Here is a 20,031-nt window from a genome sequence, read left to right on the forward strand (position 1 = left end):
ATACTGTTGTCACCCGTAAGCCGCGACTAATATTTGCTGTTTATCTAGCTTTGCGTTGCTTTCCCTGAACCACGCAAGATAATTAGATAAATACGTCGTTGCCACACCTTTCATTTTTCCGTTAATCCAGCCTTTAAAGTTAGCTATCGCGCCATTCACCGTTTGGATATGGTACACCTCATCTATTACTCTGATTTCACCGTTGATTAACCGCTTATGGTCACAATATTTTTGTTTGGTAATTGCCACATAGGACCACGAACCATCGCTGCATAATACCAATTGCATTAAATATTTGCCCACTTGTACTTGTTAAAATTAACTAAAATGGCGTTGCTCTCAATCCTAATAGCCAGCTATTAGTCAATCGAGCGCCTTGTTTTAGCTGATTTTCTCTACGCACAACAAGATCACTTACTTAATGCAATTGGTATAATACCGAGTGTTCAGTGATATTTTCAGCTAAATTCGCTGCTATTTCTGCCGTTGTATCAGCCGCTAACATAGGGGTAATCATATGGTTGCTGCGATCTATCGATAAAAGAACGGCAACTTGACCATCCTTGGTTCGTTTATCGATGCCGCCCCCTCGTTTTCTGGGCTGACGTTGCTCCGCTAAAGTGTTCGAACCTTTTTCTGAGTAAGCTAGAAAAAACTCATCAACTTCAATAATTCCCGATAGCTTATCGTCATTTTTACCCGCTTGAGCAACCAGAAAACGATGTCGCCATAAGAAAGCCGTTTTAAGGTTAATACCACAAACCTCGGCAACTTCTCTTAGGGGGAATACCAATTGCGTACAACGGGCATAATCTTCCCACAGATGAGATTTATGTAATCGAGCGAATGGTGTCTTAGTTTTGTTGTTAAAGGTTTTATGACAACCTTTACAGCGGTATCTCTGTATCGCACCTGATTTCCCCCACTTTTTCAATTGAGTGGATTCGCAATGAGGGCATTGTGGGGATAGATCAAAAAGAGGCTGAATAATTTCATCGGTACTGATTTCAGCCTCTAGGGCTTGAATTGACTGATGAACTATCTCTCTTTGCGCTGAAGTCATCGAGGAACGTTGTTTCATTATCCGGTTAAGCTTACTTACAAATGATTTAGTATTGATTACCAATACCTTCAATAAGTTAATCTCACTATTGAGTATAGACAACAATTAGCTACAACAGCGCCTAAATAACAGACATTAAAAAAGGGCCATAAGGCCCTTAAATGTTTATTTTGTTACGTTAATTTGGCAATCTAAAGTGCCATACGGTCTTTAGCCGCAGAGGCTAAGTCCGCTAATAGCTGCTCCGTATCTTGCCAGTGAATACAGGCGTCGGTAATACTCTTACCATAAACAAGCGGTTGTCCTTCAATAACTTTTTGGTTGCCTTCTTCAATGAAGCTTTCTGCCATAATGCCAGCAATTTTCATACTGCCATCACGCATTTGTTGCATAATATCTTGCGCTACATTGAGCTGATTTTTATGCTGCTTCTGACTGTTGCCATGGCTAAAATCAACAACGACAGATTGCATTAAGTTAGTGGTGGCTAATTGATCACAGGCTGCGTCCACAAACTCTTTACTATAGTTGGGGGTTTTACCGCCACGTAAAATGACGTGGCCAAATGGATTACCGTGGGTACGGTAAACCGTCATCATGCCGTCTTTATCTGGTGAATAGAAAATATGCGCTTCGCGAGAAGCTCGAACTGCATCGATGGCAATTTTAGTGTTGCCATCAGTGCCATTCTTAAATCCAACAGGACAAGATAATGCTGATGCCATTTCACGATGAATTTGGCTTTCTGTTGTGCGCGCACCAATGGCCCCCCAACTTACTAAGTCAGCTATGTATTGGCCGTTAACCATATCCAAAAACTCAGTTGCAATCGGTAAGCCCATTTCAGTCAGTTCAACGAGTAGGTGACGGGCTAACCGTAATCCTTTATTTGCTTGGTATTGGCCATTCAAATCTGGGTCACTAATTAAGCCTTTCCAACCGACAATGGTGCGGGGCTTTTCAAAATACACGCGCATCGCAATAACTAGACTATCTTGATACTTAATCTGTAACTCTTTTAGGCGGCGTGCATAATCAAGCGCTGCGTCGGTATCATGAATTGAACAGGGTCCAACAATGACAAGTAAACGTTTGTCTTGTCCATTGATAATCGCTTCTATATCACGACGACTTTTAATCAGGCTATCAGCACCTTCAGGTGAAAGTGGGTATTCACTTGCTAGTTGACTAGGTGTAATAACTTGATCGATATATGTGGTTCTTAGTTCATCAGTTTTTATTGACATGTTTTTGTGCTTAGCTGGAAACTTCATTAATGGGGATTACCATAGCCCAAACGGGCGTGAGGATAAAGTAAATAAAGGCTATAATTTAGGCCGTGTCGATATTTGCCGGGATTTTAGAGAATGTGCTGCTTAGTATTTGTACAAAACAGCGTTTGCGGCGTGAATGTTTGTTAATCAATTCGATGAACGATTGTTCAAAGATTAAAACATTGTTCGTTTGTGGCCTGTGATATCTAGTATTTTGGCAGTAATCTCTTCAACACTATATTTAGTGGTATCAATAAACGGAATACGCTCTTTGCGATACAACATTTCAACTTCTTTTACTTCAAGACGACACTGACGCAATGATGAATATTGGCTATTGGCGCGTCGCTGACTACGAATATCGTGTAATCGGTGTGGATCAATGGTGAGGCCAAATATTTTATGTTTATGTTTTTTTAATTCTTGCGGTAGTTTTAACGCGTCCATGTCTTGGCAAATAAATGGATAATTAGCTGTCGCGATGCCAAATTGCATCGCCAAATAGAGACTACTTGGTGTTTTTCCACAGCGAGACACGCCGACTAAAATAATTTCAGCATCATCAAGGTTCTTGAGGCTAATGCCATCATCGTTGTCTAACGAATAGTTAATGGCATCAATTCGTGCGCTATACGCTTTATTTGCAATGCCATGGGTGCGGTGGAGCGTTGGCTCCGCTTTTAAACCCAGTTGTTGTTCTAGTGGCGCAACGAATGTATTTAGAAAATCATGCGCTAAACAATTAGCATCATTAATAATAGCTCTAATATCTTCGTCCACAATTGAGTGAAATACTAAGGGTAGTTGATCGTCTTCTTGATGGCTGTTGATTTCAAACGCAACTTCTTTAGCTCGCTCAACGCTTTCAACAAATGGAATAGTTACTTGATCAAACGGCGTATCAAATTGCGATAAAACGGCGTGCCCAAGAATTTCTGCCGTGATGGCGGTACCGTCAGATATATAAAATACAGTTCTCAACGTCGACTCCTTTTTGAAAATAAATAGCTGAATTACACTGAGCATTAAATGGTTTTAAGCGATTGGAAGAAATAGTGTACTAAAGCGATAAAAAACTAATCAAATTATGCCTTATTCCATCAAAATTCTCATGCATCTTTCAGATAAATATTAGAAATATAAAAATGTGATTTACCTATCATTTTATAGCAGTGTACAATGCAAAAACCAATGCTTATTCACCTTTTGAACACACGGGGACTTTTGAAGTGCAAGATTATGTACTGTGGTATGAACAACTTGGCATGAACGATGTTGAGATTGTTGGCGGAAAAAACGCATCTCTTGGCGAGATGATCAGTAATTTATCTAATGCAGGGGTGCAAGTTCCTGGCGGTTTTGCAACAACCGCACATGCATTTAACGAGTTTTTAGAGTTAAGCGGTATCAACGACAAGATGTACAAGCTCCTTGATGAGCTTGATGTTGATGATATCAAAGCACTTGGCGATGCTGGTAAGACAATTCGTCAGTGGATTTTAGACACGCCATTTCAACCGGCACTTGAAGATGCTATTAAAGAGGCATACACCAAACTAGCTGATTCTTCAGCAGGTATGTCATTTGCGGTTCGCTCTTCAGCAACTGCTGAAGATATGCCGGATGCCTCTTTTGCTGGTCAACAAGAAACCTTTTTAAATGTTGTTGGTTTAGATAGCGTTCGTGAAGCAATTAAACATGTATTTGCATCGCTGTTTAATGATCGTGCTATCTCATACCGTGTTCACCAAGGCTATGATCACCGCGGTGTGGCATTATCAGCGGGTGTTCAGCGTATGGTTCGCAGTGATATCGCTGCATCTGGCGTTATGTTTACACTTGATACTGAATCGGGCTTTGAAGATGTTGTCTTTATTACATCGTCATGGGGCCTAGGTGAGATGGTTGTTCAAGGTGCAGTAAATCCTGATGAATTTTACGTACATAAACAAACATTAGATGCAGGCCGTCCAGCCGTTGTTCGTCGTAATATCGGTAGTAAATTGATCGAAATGGTTTACTCAGATAACACTGAGCACGGTAAACAAGTTATTACTCGTGACATCGATGTTGCCCGCTCACAACAATTCTCTATAACAGATAGCGAAGTTGAAGAGTTAGCAAAACAAGCACAAGTTATCGAAAAACATTATGGCCGCGCGATGGATATCGAGTGGGCAAAAGATGGTAACGATGGCAAATTATATATCGTGCAAGCACGCCCAGAAACAGTGCGTTCACGTGAAGATGGTAATTTCATGGAGCGTTATGCGCTTAATGAAAAAGGACCTGTTTTAATTGAAGGTCGCGCCATCGGCGGTAAAATCGGTAGTGGTACTGCAAAAGTATTAAATTCACTTGATGAAATGGACCGTATCCAACCAGGCGATGTTTTAGTCACTGATATGACAGATCCAGACTGGGAACCAATCATGAAACGTGCGTCTGCGATTGTTACTAATCGTGGTGGCCGTACGTGTCACGCTGCTATTATCGCGCGTGAATTAGGTGTTCCTGCGGTTGTTGGTTGTGGCAATGCAACTGATACCATTAAAGAAGGTACTGACATTACCGTTTCTTGTGCTGAAGGCGACACTGGATTTATCTACGAAGGTAAACTTGATTTCAGTGTAACGACATCTGAAGTTGATAACATGCCTGAGCTACCACTTAAAGTCATGATGAATGTCGGTAACCCTGATCGTGCATTTGACTTTGCTCGACTACCGCATGCTGGTATCGGTCTTGCGCGTTTAGAGTTCATCATCAACCGTATGATTGGTATTCACCCAAAAGCATTGATTAATTATGATGATCAGCCTGTTGCTGTTAAACGTGATATCGATGAGATGATGGCAGGATATTCATCACCAGTAGAGTTCTACGTTGCTAAACTAACGGAAGGTATTTCTACACTGGCCTGTGCTTTTGCGCCAGAAAAAGTGATTGTTCGTATGTCTGACTTTAAGTCAAACGAATATGCTAACTTGATTGGTGGCGAAGCGTACGAGCCCGAAGAAGAAAATCCAATGTTAGGTTTCCGCGGTGCATCACGTTATATCTCTAAAGAATTCAGAGATTGTTTTGCTCTAGAGTGTGATGCCATTAAACGTGTTCGCAACGACATGGGCTTTACCAACGTTGAGATCATGATCCCGTTTGTTCGCACACTTGAAGAAGCTGCAGCCGTCATCAAGCTGTTAGAAGAACAGGGTCTTAAGCGCGGAGAAAATGGATTACGCGTTATTATGATGTGTGAGCTCCCATCAAATGCACTACTTGCTGATGAGTTCTTAGATTATTTTGACGGTTTCTCAATTGGTTCAAATGATTTGACTCAGTTAACACTTGGTTTAGATCGTGATTCGGGCATTGTTTCAGAGTTATTTGACGAACGTAATCCAGCGGTTAAGAAAATGCTAGCAATGGCTATATCGGCAGCGAAAGCTCGCGGTAAGTACGTTGGTATTTGTGGACAAGGGCCATCAGATCACGAAGATTTCGCTGCATGGCTAGTTGAGCAAGGCATCGAGAGCGTATCACTTAACCCAGATACGGTATTAAAAACTTGGTTATATCTTGCTGAACAGCATGGCTAATTAATAGCTAACTGTTGTCAATAGACTAAAAAAACCGCGATCTACTCGCGGTTTTTTTGTGTCTTTTCGCTAAACAAGGTAAGGTGACAACACGTATTAAGGATCGGTATTTATTGAAGTGCTTCAACAAGATAAATCTATACAAATCAATCAGTGGGTGTTTTCTTACGCTGAGTCATCGCTTATTAAGGCAGGACACGAGCAATTACTTGATGAGACGTTAGAATCTGTTTCACTGAATCAACACACATTAGATGTGTTGTGGCAGCTTGTTAAAGCTTACCCAGATGTCATTAGCGCAGACCAAATTCTTGACAATTTATCTGACCAAACCATGTCACGGAATAAGCTTTATCAAAGCATCGCAAAATTACGCAGAGTTTTTGATGATAAAACGCATGACGCGCAGTATATTGAAACCGTTCCGCGCCAAGGATATCGCTGGTTGGCGAAACCGTGTGAACGGCGTAATGAGCAACAAGTCATTGAAGAACAAAATAAAGCGATAGTTAATGATACCAATGATAGTGAAGAAGAGCCGCAAGTTCATAGTGGTGTATTAGAGCAAAATATCTTTGATGATCTTGGTTTTATTTCTGACGTGCAAGAACAAGAATCACTCGATACTTCTAATGTAGAAGAATCCTCACAAGCTGATGATACTGGTGTTGAAACAACATCGATTGACGGTTCTACTAACGACGATAGCACTCGTAATAAAGAAGAATCTATCGTAAATACCCCAGAACAAGACGAAGTCTCTCATCATGCTCAATCAAGTATTGAGCCTACTTCGGACACTAAATCAATCAGCAATAAATGGAAATGGGTGATTGCTTTCCTTTTGATGTTGATTCTGTCTTTTGTGGGTACCCGCTATTTTAAAAGTGAGCCTAAAGCGGTATTTGTTCCTAGTGATGTATTGTATGTAGCACCGCTTACTGTTAAAGGTGCAGTTGATACACTCTCACAAGATGGTAAACAACGGATCCAATGGTGGCTTGACCAAAAATTACAGCATTTACCCGCTATTCAAGTGATGCCATACCGCGATGACAATGCATTACCTAGGGTGCAAGGTGTCATTGATGTTATTGATGAGGGAGTAAAACTTGAATTACATGTATTGACGAAACAAAACATTCAAAAGCCCGCTTTAATATCATTATTTTTATCAGATTCAATCAGTCAAAATATTGTGCAAAATGATGCTTTTAATCAATCGTTAGCAAAACATATTACCGGCGTTGAATCTGCTTTGTTAGTGACGGACAAGTGTCATATTTCCGATTTTATTGGTGAGGCTGTTCAAACGGAAGATTGCTTAGTGGCTTTGAATAATAAGTTTCATCATTTGCTCACTAAGCTTCACGCGACTGAACTCACTGACACTGAAGAAATTATTTCAGCGAGCGATCTTGATGTCTTTGCCAAGCAAATAATTAAACGCTATCCAGAGCATAGTTTAGGCTATGAAGTTCAGGCGAGTTATTACAATTACATTGGTGCAATAAATAAAGCGCATGATGCCTTATTAAAGGCAATGGAGAGAAACCAAAACTCGACGCAAATAATTAAATTACTGAGTGAAAGCTATCGTAAGCTTAAGGATTTTAATCGCAGCATTGTTTTAGTTGATGCATTAATTGAGCGCCGGTTTGAACTGTCAGCCTCTTATTATTGGCAAGCTTATGATTTAGTGGCACTAGGAAACCTAGAAAAGGCACAATTGCTCATTGAAGAGCATGCTATTGAATTATCGTCCATTGAGCAACAAGTGTATTTCTTTGGGGTTAATTATAATCAGCTGCAAACGTTTTTAAATAATGAACAACCTAAAACGGCAAAGACAATAAACTTTATTGAACAAGCTATCAGCAATGATAATTATTGCATTTCGCTGCAATCAGTTACTGATTGTGTTCAACTGGCTGCTGATAAAATATCTGCGCAATATCGCATGACGCAATGGCAAGCGGCTGCGTTGTATTTAAAAGCGAATGATCCAATGCAAGCTATTAATGTACTTAGCAATGAAGATTGGCTAAACAATGAAGACATTAGCTTGGCCAGCGGCGCTGATCGTCTATTTTATATTCCAACGTACGCTAATATTTTGATGAAAACAGGCCAAGAGAAAGAAGGGTTAGCGTTACTTAAACACTTTATTGTCTTTGTAAAAAGTTCGGGCCTTCAGAAGCTTTACGCTCTGCCTTTAGCAGAGGCCTATGCACTTGTTGGTCAGCAAAATGATGCCTTGAAACAAATGGCTCAATTGCTGGCTTCAGGGTGGCTACCTAGTCCGAAGTATCAGATGTGGCCACTGCAAGAAAATCCAAACCTTGATTCAATTAATCGTCAATGGCAGTTTTTGAACTTGTTAGAATTAATCGAAAATCGTCGTCAGTTAATACGATTGCGGGTTAAAGATTTGAAAAAAGCTCAATAGCTCACACGCTTTCTTCAAAAGTAAAAAGGGAGATGCTAAGCATCTCCCTTTTTATTATCTGCACAACGTTATGTTGATTAAAGTACTTTGCAGATTGCCTGACATAAATCGTCAATATTATTACTTGTCATTCCAGCAACACTAATTCTGCCAGAACCAACAATATATACGCCGTGTTCAACTTTAAGGGTTTCTACTTGCGCTTTGCTCAGGCCTGAAAATGAGAACATGCCACATTGACGGGTAATGAAAGAGAAATCACCTTGGGCGCCATAATGCGTAAGTTTCTCCACAAATACCGTACGCATTTGTGCAATGCGTTGACGCATTTGAGCAACTTCATCATGCCATAGCGCGGTTAATTCGTTATCGGCCAGAATTGTTGCAACCACGGCAGCACCATGTGAAGGTGGGTTCGAATAATTTGCGCGAATAATTGACTTAACTTGACTAAAGGCCGATTGAGCTACTTCTTCTGACTTAGCGACTAGAGTGACAGCACCAACACGTTCGTTATATAAACCGAAATTCTTAGAGAAAGAGTTAGCGACGATTAACTCGTTATTAGCTTCTGCAAACGCACGTAAACCTTGTGCATCTTCTTCGATGCCCACACCAAAACCTTGATAGGCAAAATCGAATAAACCGATTACCTGTTGCTTGTTAGCAAGCTCGCTAATTTTTTGCCATTGCTCAAACGTTGGATCAATACCTGTTGGGTTATGGCAACAACCATGAAATAGCACCGCGTCGCCAGCTTCTGTTTGGCCTAGTGATTGCAACATTCCGTCAAAATCCAGCGCTTGATGCTCGGCATCGTAATAGGCATATTCAACCACCTCTAAACCAGCAGCTTTGAAAATGTTACCGTGATTAGCCCATGTAGGATTACTAACCCAAATACGCTTTACACCAAGTTGTTTTACCAAAAAGTCAGCGGCAATACGCAGTGAACCCGTGCCCCCTGGCGCTTGGGCCGTGGCTGCTCTGTTATTTGCAATAATCTCACTATCACGTCCAAACAAAAGTTCTTGAACTACGCCTGCATAAGCAGCTAATCCTTCAATGTTTAAATAAGACTTGGTCTTTTCGTTTTGCAGTAAAATCTGCTCGGCTTTTTTCACACAGTTTAATACTGGTGTTTCGCCTTGATCCGTTTTATAGATCCCGACGCCAAGGTTAATCTTGTTGTTACGGGGATCTTTTTTAAAGGCTTCAGTTAAACCGAGAATGGGATCTGCAGCTGCTGTCTTGACCACTTCAAACATTGGGAGTGTCCTATATTAATTTCGAGGAAAGTCGATTGACGTTGAGTACGTCAATTCATCGTATTTATAACATGTAATAATCCTAGCGCACAGCTTAATCTAGGGCTTTTTATGGAGAAATTTTTTAGCTATAAACACTAGGGTCTGTTGAACTTTTGAGTTCATTTTTGCAGCAATTTGTTTGGGGTTTCTACAAGGCAGAGCCTATGTGGTGTAGCTGGCTACACGAATAGGCGATAACGCCGTAGAAATAACAAACAAATGCTGTCCGTAGGATTCACCTAAAAGTATTTTGTGCCGCGTTATTCGTCATTCACTGGGGTAAACCCAGCATCAATCCTCATGCCTTGCCCAAAATCCTTTTAGATTGAACAAAATTTGAACCACAAAGATCAACAGACCCTAGTTATATAGCAGATGGGAAGTGTTAATTTGCTATCAAATTTTTTGATAGCTCACTAACGTTGTAAAAGTTGATTTAAACGCAGACTTTCTTACTATTTCAGCTAAATTATCTGATTTATTCGAGGCATTGTGCCATTAGACTGTGTTATTATTCATTCGTTCAGTTTAAATTCATTGCATGATTGTTGTAATAACCACATTACACGAAGTAACTAAAGATAATTTCTAAATTTACAAGGAACTATGATGAAGAACATCAAACTTAAGGCATTTATCCTCGCACCAGTTGCATTAAGCGTTATGGCAGGTACTGCTATGGCAAAAGATGTAGAAAAAGGTTGGTACGTTCAAGGCAACGTTGGCCAGGCTAAAAGCTATGCAACTCAAGCTGAATTACGCAATGAAGTGTTAGCGTTAGGTGATGTTGGTACTATCTCACCAAATTCTCAAAAACGTCGCGGCTGGCGCGTTGATGGCGGTTACCGTTTTGATAACAACTTCTCTGCAGCGATCACGTTTGCCGATTTAGGATTCGTTGAATTAGGTACGTCGACAAATAATGCAATGATTCGAGAAATTGAAGCAATGTCTGGCAAAGCCGTATCATTAGTAGGCGCATATAATCAACCAATTAACGACTGGATTAATGTTCATGTAAAAGGTGGTTTTTCTTCACTTGAAGCACGCTCGAATAAGACAACGTTAGGACGTGGTATTACTAAAGGTGATAACAAAGATTGGGTTTGGGGTGCAGGTATGTCGTTTGACCTAACTGAAAACACTTCTCTTATGTTTGATTGGGAACGTTACGAGTTTGAACATAAAATTGACTTATTAACGGCTGGCTTACGCTATACATTTGGTGACGTTGAGAAAAAGAAAGCGATGCCAGCACCAGTTGTTGCGCCAGCACCGGCACCAGTTGTTAAGCCTCAACCAGTGCCTGCACCGACTCCAGCGCCGGTACCATCGCCAGTTGTTGAAATTAAGCCGCTTAAAATTAATGTTTACTTTGATAACAATTCAAGTGTATTAACCAATGAAACTAAAGCCATTTTAGATAATGCTGGTAAACAACTTGCTGATGGCAATGTTGATAACGTAAAAGTTGCTGGTTTCGCGTCAGCATTAGGTAACGCGGCATATAATCAAATGTTATCTGACAAGCGTGCTAAAAACGTGACTAAGTACATTCAAGATACTTGGAGTGTTGAGAGCGATAAAATCTCGGTATCTGCAAGCGGCGAAGAAAAAGCAAGTGATAACGAAAACAACGGCAAAGACCGTAAAGTAACAGTACGTGTTCAATTTTCTAAAGAACAGAAATAATATCATACCCATGCAACTTTAAATGCAGGTTTCAGAGCTTGGGTAGGATGCGAGTACAAGGCATGATTTGTAATTAATGGTTATTCCCTGATTATGAATCATAACGCTGTAATCGTTTTCTACCCAAACTCCCGAAGGGCAAGTTGCAAAGCAGCCAACTGCGTTGTTATAAGATACTTATTAAGAATGACTTAACCACCTATCTTATGCCTAGCATTTGGCACGCTTTTCGACTTGCTGAAATCGAGCATTTCAAAGTAGCATGGCTATAGTTACTTTTTAACCATAAAAACCCGCTGAATTAGCGGGTTTTTTTATTTTTGCGTAGCAACAACACATTAATTTAGCTCAAGCTAACTCAGTGGTTGAGAATCTTTTAAATTTAGGCGATCATACAAGCAATTTTTACTAGGTTTTAACTAATTTGAGGATCTGATGAGCGAAGAGTCAGTACGTCCAACCAATTTCATTCGAAATATTATTGATCAAGATTTAGCATCAGGTAAACATGCAAGTGTTGTTACCCGTTTTCCGCCAGAACCAAATGGCTATTTGCATATTGGTCATGCTAAATCAATTTGTTTAAACTTCGGGATCGGTCAAGATTATCAGGGACAAACAAATTTACGCTTTGATGACACTAACCCTGCAAAAGAAGATATCGACTTTGTTCATTCCATTAAAGAAGATGTGCAGTGGCTAGGCTTTGAATGGGCTGGTGAGGTTCGTTATAGCTCAAACTATTTTGAAGACCTTTATAACTACGCTGTTGAATTAATCACGGCCGGCAAAGCGTTTGTATGTCAACTTGACGCTGAGCAGATGCGAGAGTATCGCGGTACATTGAAAGAGCCTGGGAAAAATAGCCCATGGCGCGATCAAAGTGTCGAAGAAAACTTGGACTTATTCGAGCGCATGCGCAAGGGCGAATTTGCCGAAGGTTCGCACAGTTTACGTGCAAAAATTGATATGGCGTCACCGAATATCAAAATGCGTGACCCAATTATTTACCGTATTCGTTTCATTGAACATCACCAAACAGGTGACAAGTGGTGCATTTATCCAATGTATGACTTTACACATTGTATTTCTGATGCCATCGAGGGGATTACGCACTCGTTGTGCACACTTGAGTTTGAAGATCACCGACCATTGTATGATTGGGTGATTGACAATATTTCAATTCCTGCGCATCCACAACAAATTGAATTCTCACGACTTAACCTTGAATACACGGTAATGTCTAAGCGTAAGCTTGCCGCACTTGTTGAAGAAAATTTAGTTGATGGCTGGAGCGACCCGCGCATGCCTACGATTGCTGGAATGCGTCGTCGTGGTTATACACCTGCATCGTTAGTCGAGTTTTGTAAACGTATTGGTGTAACAAAGCAAGAAAATATGATCGAAATGAGTGCGCTAGAAAGCTGCATTCGTGAAGATCTTAATGTAACGGCACCTCGTGCAATGGCTGTCTTAGATCCGATTAAATTAATCCTTGAAAACTACCCTGAAGGACAAGTTGAAGAACTAACCGCGCCAAATCACCCTAATGATGAAGCGATGGGGACGCGTGTTCTGCCTTTTACTCGTGAAATATTGATTGATCGTGCTGATTTTAAAGAAGAAGCCAACAAGAAATACAAACGGTTAGTGATTGACAAAGAAGTACGTCTTCGTAATGGTTATGTTGTGAAAGCACTACGTTGTGATAAAGATGCCGATGGTAACATCACAACAGTATACGGTAGCTACGATCCTGAAACGCTTGGTAAGAACCCAAGTGACGGCCGTAAAGTTAAAGGCGTTATTCATTGGGTAAGTGCTTCTCATGGTATACCGGCGACGGTACGTTTATATGATCGTTTATTTACGGTACCGAATCCAGCAGCAGAAGAGGCATTCAGCGCTGTGATTAATCCTGAGTCACTAGTATCTGTTTCAACAGCGATTGTTGAGCCTTCACTAGCGACGGCTAAAGGCGAGCAGGCTTATCAGTTTGAGCGCGAAGGATATTTTTGTGCTGACAATAAAGATTCAACAAGCGATAACCTAGTCTTTAACCGTACGGTAGGACTGCGAGATACTTGGACTAACAACGCTTAATCTATTAGCTTGGTAATTTTTTGTTTGGAACAGGCAATGAACTCATTGCCTGTTTTTTTATTCATTAGCGTAATACATGTGGCGAAATGACATCACTTGATTCTAAAATTAGCCATGCCTTTGCCAAAGATGGTGCTTTAGCGCAGTGCATTGATGGTTATGATGAGCGTGAAGTCCAAACCGAAATGGCATTAGCCGTTGGCAAAGCTATTGAAGAAAAACAACAATTGGTTGTCGAAGCACAAACCGGTACCGGTAAAACCTTTGCGTATTTAATTAGTGCCATGTTAAGTGGCGCTAAAACCATTGTTTCCACGGGGACAAAAGCACTGCAAGACCAGCTTTACTACAAAGATCTTCCACTCGTTAAAAAAGCGCTTAACACACCAATTAAAACTGCACTTCTAAAGGGGCGCGGAAATTATCTTTGTATCGACCGATTCCGGAAATTACAACAACAAGGCGCAAGTCATAACGACCAAATAGAGCATGATTTAATTCAAATTAAGCGATGGTCAGGTCATACCTTAACAGGTGACTTGGGGGATGTGCCGGGTGTTAAAGAATCATCGATGGCATTTTCACTAGTGACTTCAAGTAGTGATAACTGCAGCGGTAAAAAATGTGAACACTACGATGACTGTTATTTACTGCGTGCGAGACGTCTTGCCATGGATGCCGATTTAATTGTTGTAAATCATCATCTATTTTTTGCCGACATGGCATTAAAAGACACTGGCTTTGGCGAATTGATTCCAGCAAGTGAGATGGTGATTTTTGATGAAGCCCATCAAATTCCTGATATTGCTTGTGGCTATTTTGGTGAGTCACTATCGACTAAAACCATTAAAGAGCTCGCTGTTGATATATCTTATGTTTATTACAGTGAACTTAAAGATACTAAACAACTATTAAAAGCCGCTGAAATAGTGCAACGTTGTAGTGACCAATTACGCCTTGTATTTGCCCATAACGGTGAGCGTGGTGATTGGGGGCAGGCATTAAATCGAAATGATGTAAAGGGCGCATTTGAACAGCTAAACGCCAATCTTGATTTTATGTATCAAGTGCTGAAAATCTCTTTAGGACGAAGTGAGAACCTTGATAATTGTTTTGAAAGACTTTTAGAAGTTAAATCACGGCTCGATAAATTTAAGGGCGGTGATAAAGTCGGTTTTAGTTTTTGGTATGAAGCAAGTCGCAATCATCTACAACTTAATATTAGTCCGTTGTCGATAGCTGATAAGTTCTATCAACACACTAAAACGCTTGATAGTGCATGGTTGTTTACATCCGCAACGCTTAAAGTCGATGATAAGTTTGACCATTTCACGGCACAACTTGGCATCAAGTCACCTCAAACATTGTCGTTAGATAGTCCATTTGATTATCAAAAGCAATCGTTATTTTGTGTGCCACGGTATTTTACTGAGCCTGCAAATCCTAATTACATTGATCAACTGGCACAAACAACGCAGGTGCTCATTGAAGCGAGTAATGGCGGCGTTCTTATTCTGGTGACGAGTTTTTCAACCCTTAATCGGTTGCAGGCTAAATTAGCTAATCAAATTGACCAAACGTTGTTAGTGCAGGGCGATGATAGTAAACAAGCGCTACTAAATGCCTTTGTTGACGATGGTGATGCGGTGCTATTAGCAACGTCTTCATTTTGGGAAGGCGTTGATATCCGCGGTGACGCATTACGTTGTGTTATCATCGACAAGCTTCCATTTGCATCGCCAGATGATCCCTTGTTAAAAGCACGCCTAGATGACAAAAAGAAACAAGGCGTTGAAGGGTTTGATGCCGTGCAGGTACCACAAGCGGTTATTTCACTCAAACAGGGGGCTGGACGACTTATTCGCGATGTTAATGATCGCGGCGCCTTAGTGTTATGTGATACACGAATGATTACTAGGCCGTATGGTCGAATATTCCTACAAAGTTTGCCTGATATGAAACGCACACGTGATCTTAAACAAGTCATCGACTATTTAGAGCAGCTTTAACAGCAATTTATTGAAACGAAATAACAATTGAAACGAAAATTATGTCAGAAAAAATTCTAATTATTGATACCTCAACCGAAGCATGCTCGGTGGCAATCACTCATGGTGAAGCAATATTTCACCAACAAGATGTTACCCCTCGTAGCCATACAAAAATGGTATTGCCAATGGTAGATGCGATGCTTAAAAAAGCTAACCTCTCCTTAAAAGAGCTCGACGCCATAGCGTGGGGACGTGGTCCAGGTAGCTTCACTGGTGTACGTATTGGCACTGGTATTATGCAAGGGATTGCCCTCGGTGCGAATAAGCCTGTGATTGGCATTTCAACATTGGCGACGATGGCCCAACAAGCGATGGATGAACATGGCGCTACTGATGTTATTGCAGCCATTGATGCTCGCATGAGCGAAGTATATTGGGGCGTATTTAAAAATATTGAAGGAATAGCTACCCTTGTTGGACAAGAAATGGTTGTCAAGCCTGAGATTATTGATAACACCGTACTCGATGAAGCAAATTATATGGCTGTTGGTACCGCGTGGGCTGCGTACCCTACACTTAAAAATATCGCAAATATTGAGGTCAATACTGAGATCTTATACCCATCAAGTCATGCAATGGCACCGTTAGCTAAAGCCGCATTTCGTCTCGGAACAGCTGTTGATGTTGATGATGCAAGCCCAGTTTACGTACGAGATACTGTTACGTGGCAAAAATTGCCGGGTAGAAATTAGACGATAGCAAAAAGCTTGTGCTAAACTACTTTCGCTATGATTTTAAATAACCAATATACGCCATCCAATCCAACAACCGCAGCGCCAAATGAGCGCTTAGTTGCTGGCACATCTGAACCTAATGCTATCTTACGTGGCAGAGTGGTTGATGGCGTAGATAGCACTAGCAATTCTAATGCTCAACGCCGTACTGTCGTAGGAGATGACGACCAACAGCAACAGCGTCAAAGCAGTACGCTTACACAAGCGCAATACGAACAAGTAGCGGCGGCCCATCAAGCCAATCAAACTATTTACGATAAACCTCAAGGTGTACAGCGCGTTGCTATTAGTGAATACCAAAGTGTTCAACACGCTCCTAAGCGTGAAGAGATCCAACGCTTAGTAGGAATCGACACCTTTGCCTAAGAGGCATCAATGACTCAACGAATGCTTTTTATTGGCTATTGTCTATTTGCCATTATTATTAGTTATATTCCCTTCATCGGTTTGCCATTTACTTATTTAGCAACCATATTTCACGAAATGTCTCACGCCCTTACAGTCTTAATGACTGGTGGCCAAGTTGTCGAGTTTTCACTGGCAATTGACGGTAGTGGCCATGTTTTATCCCGTGGTGGTAGCCGTTTTCTGATTGCTATTAGTGGTTATCTAGGCGTCTCAATTTGGGCGGCATTATTATTTCAAGCAGGTACTCGTAATACTTTAGCTAGAATGACTATTGGCGCTCTCGTTGCTATTTTTACCATGACTCTTATCTTATGGGTTAATAATGTGATGACCGCTCTAATTTTGGCAGCAGTCACTGGATTACTAGTCATAATGCTTGTAAAAACAAACGCCAAACTTATCACGTATCTAAGCCAGTTTATGGCTATCTTAGTATTGTTTAATGCAATTAAAAGTCCGTTGTATTTAATTGATGGCCGAGCCGTTGGTGACGGTGCCATGTTAGCTAGCATAACCTTAATCCCTGAGATTGTTTGGGTTGTAGTATGGTGTGTTATTGGATTAAGTGTGTTGTATTATTTGTATCAATCGTTAAACAAACAGTCGCAAAATATTAAATCATTAAACAAGGAAGGGTAATACTCAATGGACAGTCTTGATTTCCTTTTACCGCATATTCGTTTATCGTCACTACAATATCATTCAGACAACACTGAGGTGGTCACCATTGCCCTACACGGGTGGCTTGATAATGCCAATAGCTTTTCACCGTTAATGGCGGCCAATCCTAAACACCATGTGATTGCCATTGATTGGCCGGGGCATGGCCATTCACAACATCGCGGCGTTGATGCATCTTATCAACTACTCGATTATGTTTATGATTTATACACGCTAATTGAACACAATAAATGGCAAAAGGTAAATATAATTGGTCATTCGCTTGGTGCAATAGTTGCGTCTATTTTCACGGGAACGTTTCCTGGGCTAGTGAATAAATTAGTGCTGATTGAAGCGCTGGGGGCAATATCATCAAAGCCTCAAGATACGCGAGAGTTATTAAAAAAATCCATCGTTAACAAATACCGAGAGCAAACAAAAAAGTCATCGAATAAAGGATATGACTCATTTGAAAAAGCGGTACTAGCTCGCACGATGGCGAGTGATTTTAATAGTGATATTGCAAAAATACTCGTTGAACGGTCATTGGTTGAGATTGATGGTGGTTACAAATGGCGCAGCGACTCTCGCTTAAAGCAGTTATCACCAATGCGGATGGTTGAGCAGCAAGCCGTTGATTTGTTATCAGGCATTGAACATGAGACGTTATTAATTCTTGGCGAAGATGGCTATTTATCGCTGCGTAAGACCTTAAGTGAGCGTATGGCGGTGATGCCAAATTTAAACGTCCAAACCTTGGCTGGTGGACATCACTTACACATGGAGCATCCTGAACCTGTGTGGGAACTAATCAGTCAACATTTGTTTAAATAGCGCAAATAATACTACTGAAAGGTGAGCTATTTAATATCTAGGGCAATAGCTCTACATTTTACTTTCAAAATGTCGTCAGTTGTGGGAGCATTAAACACCTGTTTAAATATATTGAATCATGCAATCTAATAATTAATAAATAATGCATGACGTTAGTAAGGAGAAATTGTGGAAAAAGTTTGGCTAAAAAGTTATCCCGATGATGTGGTAGCAGAAATAAACCCAGAGCGTTATCAGTCTCTTGTTGAAGTGTTTGAAGAAAGTATCGAACGTTTCCCACAAAATGTTGCTTTCACAAACATGTCTCATGACATGACCTACGCAACGTTAGATAAGTTAAGTAAAGACTTCGCTGCATACTGTCAGCAAGAACTCAAACTAAAAGCTGGTGATCGTATTGGCATTATGATGCCTAATTTACTTCAGTATCCCGTTGCGATGTTTGGTGCATTGCGTGCCGGTTTGGTGGTCGTTAATGTCAATCCATTGTATACCCCGCGTGAGTTAAAGCATCAACTCAATGATTCTGGCGCTAAAGCCCTTGTTGTTCTTAGTAATTTTGCTGATACTGTTGAAAAAGTTGTTGCTGAAACACCACAGCTTGAACATGTCATAGTGACGAATCTGGGTGACCAATTTCCTGCCATTAAACGCACTATTGTTAACTTTGCCGTTAAATACATCAAAAAGATGGTACCAAGCTTTAACCTTCCGTCAGCCATTAGTTATCGTGACGTTTTAAGTCGTGGTGCGCAGCTTAGTTATCAAAAGCCACAAATTTCTGGTGATGATCTGGCATACCTTCAATATACAGGCGGTACAACAGGCTTAGCCAAAGGTGCTATGTTAAGCCACCGCAATATGGTAGCTAACTTAGAACAAGCCTCAGCAGCCTATGGTACACAATTAACGGATGGTAAGGAGCTAATTGTTACGGCATTACCGCTGTATCATATCTTTGCATTAACGGCTAATTGTCTGTTGTTTATGAAGTTTGGTGCGAAAAACTTATTAATCACTAATCCTCGTGACATCCCTGCATTTATTAAAGACTTATCAAGTGTTAAATTCACGGCAATTACTGGCGTAAATACATTGTTTAATGCATTACTAAATAATGCGGCGTTTAAAGAACTAGATTTTAGTTCATTAAAGTTAACGCTCGGTGGTGGTATGGCAGTGCAACGCGCTGTTGCACAACAGTGGAAAGAAGTAACCGGTGTTCATTTATTAGAAGGTTATGGCTTAACTGAGTGTTGTCCATTAGTGACGGTTGCACCGCATAACAGCCAAGGTTTTAACGGCACAATCGGATTACCTTGTTCATCAACTTTAGTTCGCATCATGGGTGATGATGGCGTTGAAAAAGGGTTCAATGAACCAGGTGAATTACAAGTGAAAGGCCCGCAGGTAATGATGGGTTATTACAACAAGCCAGAAGAGACCGCGAAAGTGATGGATGGCGACTGGTTTGGTACTGGCGATATTGCAACCATTGATGAAGATGGTTTTTGTAAGATTGTTGATCGTCAAAAAGACATGATTATTGTTTCAGGTTTTAATGTGTTCCCCAATGAAATTGAAGATGTTTGTGCAATGCATAATGGCGTGCTCGAAGTAGCCGCTATCGGTATTCCTCATGAAGTATCTGGTGAAGTAGTGAAGATTTTTGTTGTGAAAAAAGATCAATCACTTGATGAAAAAGCACTAAAAGCCCATTGTCGCGAACAATTAACAGCTTATAAAGTGCCTAAACTCATTGAATTTAGAGATGAGTTGCCAAAAACAAATGTAGGTAAAATTCTCCGCCGTGAGTTGCGAGAAGAAGAAATCGCTAAATCAGCGTAATTCAAT

Annotated in this window: 13 protein-coding genes and 2 pseudogenes; 10 read left to right on the top strand and 5 right to left on the bottom strand. The window is 40.7% G+C overall.

From position 1 onward, the window contains the following. Positions 1 to 9 precede the first annotated feature (9 nt). The 4 genes and pseudogenes from ACMAZF_RS06535 to ppsR form a co-directional block, all read right to left on the bottom strand. Positions 10 to 279: pseudogene (locus ACMAZF_RS06535) on the bottom strand (transposase); the annotation flags it as partial. A gap of 154 nt (positions 280 to 433) precedes the next feature. After that, positions 434 to 1,120: pseudogene (locus ACMAZF_RS06540) on the bottom strand (IS1595 family transposase); the annotation flags it as partial. A gap of 134 nt (positions 1,121 to 1,254) precedes the next feature. Continuing rightward, positions 1,255 to 2,310: a 3-deoxy-7-phosphoheptulonate synthase gene (locus tag ACMAZF_RS06545; RefSeq protein WP_435276613.1), complete on the bottom strand. Its 1,056-nt coding sequence runs from the start codon at positions 2,308 to 2,310 to the stop codon at positions 1,255 to 1,257. 201 nt (positions 2,311 to 2,511) lie between these two features. Next, positions 2,512 to 3,318, bottom strand: coding sequence for a posphoenolpyruvate synthetase regulatory kinase/phosphorylase PpsR (ppsR, locus tag ACMAZF_RS06550; protein ID WP_435276614.1), 807 nt, complete (start codon positions 3,316 to 3,318; stop codon positions 2,512 to 2,514). 248 nt (positions 3,319 to 3,566) lie between these two features. Here ppsR and ppsA point away from each other — a divergent pair, with 248 nt between their 5' ends. Together ppsA and ACMAZF_RS06560 are read left to right on the top strand one after the other, a co-directional pair. Continuing rightward, the gene (gene ppsA, locus ACMAZF_RS06555; RefSeq protein WP_435276615.1) at positions 3,567 to 5,936 is read left to right on the top strand and encodes a phosphoenolpyruvate synthase; all 2,370 of its coding nucleotides are present in this window, start codon (positions 3,567 to 3,569) and stop codon (positions 5,934 to 5,936) included. Between the two features lie 118 nt (positions 5,937 to 6,054). Further along, positions 6,055 to 8,385, top strand: a complete 2,331-nt coding sequence (locus tag ACMAZF_RS06560) for a winged helix-turn-helix domain-containing protein (RefSeq protein ID WP_435276616.1) — start codon at positions 6,055 to 6,057, stop codon at positions 8,383 to 8,385. A 77-nt stretch (positions 8,386 to 8,462) separates the two neighbouring features. On the opposite strand, the gene ACMAZF_RS06565 is transcribed toward ACMAZF_RS06560, so the two are convergent. Continuing rightward, positions 8,463 to 9,653, bottom strand: a complete 1,191-nt coding sequence (locus tag ACMAZF_RS06565) for an amino acid aminotransferase (protein ID WP_435276617.1) — start codon at positions 9,651 to 9,653, stop codon at positions 8,463 to 8,465. 648 nt (positions 9,654 to 10,301) lie between these two features. On the opposite strand from ACMAZF_RS06565, the gene ACMAZF_RS06570 reads away from it, so the two are divergent. From ACMAZF_RS06570 to fadD, 8 genes are all read left to right on the top strand, one after another. After that, complete coding sequence (locus tag ACMAZF_RS06570) at positions 10,302 to 11,387, top strand: OmpA family protein (protein ID WP_435276618.1); 1,086 nt, start codon at positions 10,302 to 10,304, stop codon at positions 11,385 to 11,387. Between the two features lie 435 nt (positions 11,388 to 11,822). Then, positions 11,823 to 13,490 (top strand): glutamine--tRNA ligase, encoded by a 1,668-nt coding sequence (gene glnS, locus ACMAZF_RS06575; RefSeq protein WP_435276619.1) that lies wholly within the window; start codon positions 11,823 to 11,825, stop codon positions 13,488 to 13,490. An 86-nt stretch (positions 13,491 to 13,576) separates the two neighbouring features. Continuing rightward, positions 13,577 to 15,499 (top strand): ATP-dependent DNA helicase, encoded by a 1,923-nt coding sequence (locus ACMAZF_RS06580; RefSeq protein ID WP_435276620.1) that lies wholly within the window; start codon positions 13,577 to 13,579, stop codon positions 15,497 to 15,499. Between the two features lie 41 nt (positions 15,500 to 15,540). After that, positions 15,541 to 16,233: a tRNA (adenosine(37)-N6)-threonylcarbamoyltransferase complex dimerization subunit type 1 TsaB gene (gene tsaB / locus ACMAZF_RS06585; protein ID WP_435276621.1), complete on the top strand. Its 693-nt coding sequence runs from the start codon at positions 15,541 to 15,543 to the stop codon at positions 16,231 to 16,233. 36 nt (positions 16,234 to 16,269) lie between these two features. Next, complete coding sequence (locus ACMAZF_RS06590) at positions 16,270 to 16,641, top strand: hypothetical protein (protein WP_435276622.1); 372 nt, start codon at positions 16,270 to 16,272, stop codon at positions 16,639 to 16,641. Between the two features lie 9 nt (positions 16,642 to 16,650). Next, on the top strand, positions 16,651 to 17,322 hold the full coding sequence (locus ACMAZF_RS06595) for a M50 family metallopeptidase (protein WP_435276623.1): 672 nt from the start codon (positions 16,651 to 16,653) through the stop codon (positions 17,320 to 17,322). Positions 17,323 to 17,328: 6 nt separating this feature from the next. Next, positions 17,329 to 18,177: an alpha/beta fold hydrolase gene (locus ACMAZF_RS06600; RefSeq protein WP_435276624.1), complete on the top strand. Its 849-nt coding sequence runs from the start codon at positions 17,329 to 17,331 to the stop codon at positions 18,175 to 18,177. Positions 18,178 to 18,345: 168 nt separating this feature from the next. Then, the gene (gene fadD, locus ACMAZF_RS06605; protein ID WP_435276625.1) at positions 18,346 to 20,025 is read left to right on the top strand and encodes a long-chain-fatty-acid--CoA ligase FadD; all 1,680 of its coding nucleotides are present in this window, start codon (positions 18,346 to 18,348) and stop codon (positions 20,023 to 20,025) included. Positions 20,026 to 20,031 lie beyond the last annotated feature (6 nt).

Source organism: Psychrobium sp. nBUS_13 (assembly GCF_051201665.1).
Classification (GTDB): Bacteria; Pseudomonadota; Gammaproteobacteria; order Enterobacterales; family Psychrobiaceae; genus Psychrobium.